This is a genomic window from Thomasclavelia cocleata, from assembly GCF_900102365.1.
Classification (GTDB): domain Bacteria; phylum Bacillota_I; class Bacilli_A; order Erysipelotrichales; family Coprobacillaceae; genus Thomasclavelia; species Thomasclavelia cocleata.
Map to the genome: position 1 here is coordinate 1 of NZ_FOIN01000083.1, position 2,502 is coordinate 2,502.

4 protein-coding genes are annotated in these 2,502 nt (G+C 23.5%); 2 read left to right on the plus strand and 2 right to left on the minus strand.

Annotated elements, in window-relative coordinates:
• A partial coding sequence (locus BMW96_RS14900) for a restriction endonuclease subunit S (RefSeq protein WP_177165865.1) occupies window positions 1-237 on the minus strand: 237 nt, incomplete at its 3' end.
• A 6-nt stretch (window positions 238-243) separates the two neighbouring features.
• On the minus strand, window positions 244-585 hold the full coding sequence (locus BMW96_RS13790) for a restriction endonuclease subunit S domain-containing protein (RefSeq protein ID WP_092357162.1): 342 nt from the start codon (window positions 583-585) through the stop codon (window positions 244-246).
• A 54-nt stretch (window positions 586-639) separates the two neighbouring features.
• Here BMW96_RS13790 and BMW96_RS13795 point away from each other — a divergent pair, with 54 nt between their 5' ends.
• Both BMW96_RS13795 and BMW96_RS13800 read left to right on the plus strand, forming a co-directional pair.
• Window positions 640-1,590, plus strand: coding sequence for an Abi family protein (locus tag BMW96_RS13795; protein ID WP_157796064.1), 951 nt, complete (start codon window positions 640-642; stop codon window positions 1,588-1,590).
• Window positions 1,591-1,917: 327 nt separating this feature from the next.
• On the plus strand, window positions 1,918-2,502 hold a 585-nt coding region (locus tag BMW96_RS13800; RefSeq protein WP_143050767.1), incomplete at its 3' end, for a restriction endonuclease subunit S domain-containing protein.

Below are 2,502 nucleotides of genomic sequence, written 5' to 3' on the forward strand. Positions count from 1 at the left end.
ATCAATGATTTTACTTTGAGTTTGAATACGATTGTCTATTTTAGTAAGCAATTTAGCAATTTTATCCTGTTCATTTCTTATTGGAATATAAAAACTATAAGACCCATACTCTTCGGAATTAATTCCAGGTTGACCAGATCTCGCTGACATTATCTTAACCCATTTTTTATACTTGTTCGTAAGTGTATTATAAAAAACGAATTTCGAATTTACTTCCTCATTAATATGAGCAGAAATTAAAAATCATGCAAAATATAAATCGCCATCATTAATATCATAATGATAAGTTTTTCCTACACTAGCACCAGTTCTTGCAAATAGAATATCGCCTTCTTTTAGTCTATATTTTTCATCAAAATAATTTGGTGAAGTTAGGTCATTATCCTTAAATATATTTGTAGAATCATCAATATCTGTTATTCTTATATATTTATGTACACCATCATAATCAATAGCAGATGCGTCTAGACCATATTCTAATTTAGTTGAACACTTTTTAATGTTTGTTAATTTCCAATCATATTCATAATTGTTAAATCTCAAATTAGAAACATAATAGTAGTAAATATTTCTATTTAAAATCAAATTTATCTACTTTATTTGACAAAATAGTGATAGAATATGTTAGAGGTGGTTTCATTGCGAAAAAAGTATTCAGTTTCCCAACAAATAGAAAATTTAAAAAATAAAAACATTAAATTTGAAATTATAGATGAGCAATCTGCATTACAATATTTAACATATAATACATATTATTTTAAAATAAAATCTTTTGCTAAATCTTTTGAATACAATGAATCAAAAAAGCAATATATTCATTTAGATTTTGAGTACTTAGTAGAATTATCTAAACTTGATATGTATTTAAGAGAATACATTATTAAATTATCACTAGATACAGAGCATTTTTTGAAGGTGAAATTAATCAATGATTTAACAAATAATGAAAAAGAAGATGGGTATAATATTGTTGGTCATTTTTTTCAAAAATATCCTTATATTAAACACAATATTGATTTCAAAAAGAATGATTCTGCTTGTGCTGATCTAATTCATAAGTATGAAAATAATTGGGCTGTATGGAATATTGTAGAAGTGTTATCTTTTGGCGATTTTATTAAATTATTTGAGTTATATTATGAACTTTATCCAGAAAATAAATCTCAAACAATAAATAATCTACTATGGCCATTGAAATTCATTAGAAATGCTTCAGCTCATAATAATTGTTTATTAAATACTTTAAGAAAGCCATATACACATACGCACTTATTTAACAGTAAGAAAAATATTATAGAGCCCAATAAAAAATTAGTATCTTTATTAACAAAAGTACCTCATATTAGTAAAAGTGCCAGAAAGAAAAAAATTGCTAATCCAATTATACATGATTTTATAGCAACCTTATTTTTGTTTAATGAAGTTTGTACTAGTCCTATATTAAAAGAAAAACAATTACATATTTTGCAAGATCTAATTAATATAAGATTTGTTAAACATAGTGAATATTTTATTAAAGATAATATATTTACGTCAAATTATGAATTTGTAAAAAAAATAGTTGACTATTTATGCGAAAAATGCATATAATATATTGAAGGACAAAAACGAAAGTTTTATGTAGAGCAACGCCTGCGTTGCTCTACTTTTTTCTATATAAAAATCCAAAAATATATTAATTAATGATATTTAAATTATTTATTAGTTATCATTAAAAATTGATATACATATAATATGTTTTATTAATGCCAAATATTAAGAAACAAAATTAAGGTATTTGTATTTGTTTCAAATGTAAAATTACAAAACATTAAATATAATTAATTTTCATGAATTAACTATATTTTTAATTAATTCATATTTTTCAATGTATAATGGATAAATTTTTTGCTTTAAAATTATTTATGTTCCTATTATTTGAGATTTCCTTTATTCAGAGATAATTGGACAAAATATCGTGTTTCTGATTTATTAGAAACCTATCCAACTAATTCATTATCTTGGGATCAATTATCTTATGATATTTCTAAGCTAAAAAATATACATTATGGTTTGATACATAACGGTTTTGAAACAACATGTATAGATGTTAAAAGTGATTTAATACCTTATATTAAGCTTGCATATTATCCAAAAAAATACACTCTTTTGAAAATTGGAGATTTAATTCTCGCTGATGCTTCTGAAGATAGAGAAGATGTAGGCAAATCTATTGAAATAATTGAAGAAGTAAAACAAAAAACAATTTCAGGCTTGCACACAATTCATGCAAGAGATAAAGTAAATTTTATAATAAAGGGATTTAAAGGTTTTTATTTTAAATCTAAACCCATGAAAGAACAAATATTTAAAATTGCTAATGGAAGCAAGATATATGGAATTACTTCTTCAAATTTTAACGAGCTATATATGTGCATGCCAGGTAAACTTGAACAAGAAAAAATTGTATCACTAATGATGAAAATAGAACAAAGAATACAAACTCAAAGTAAAATCATTGAT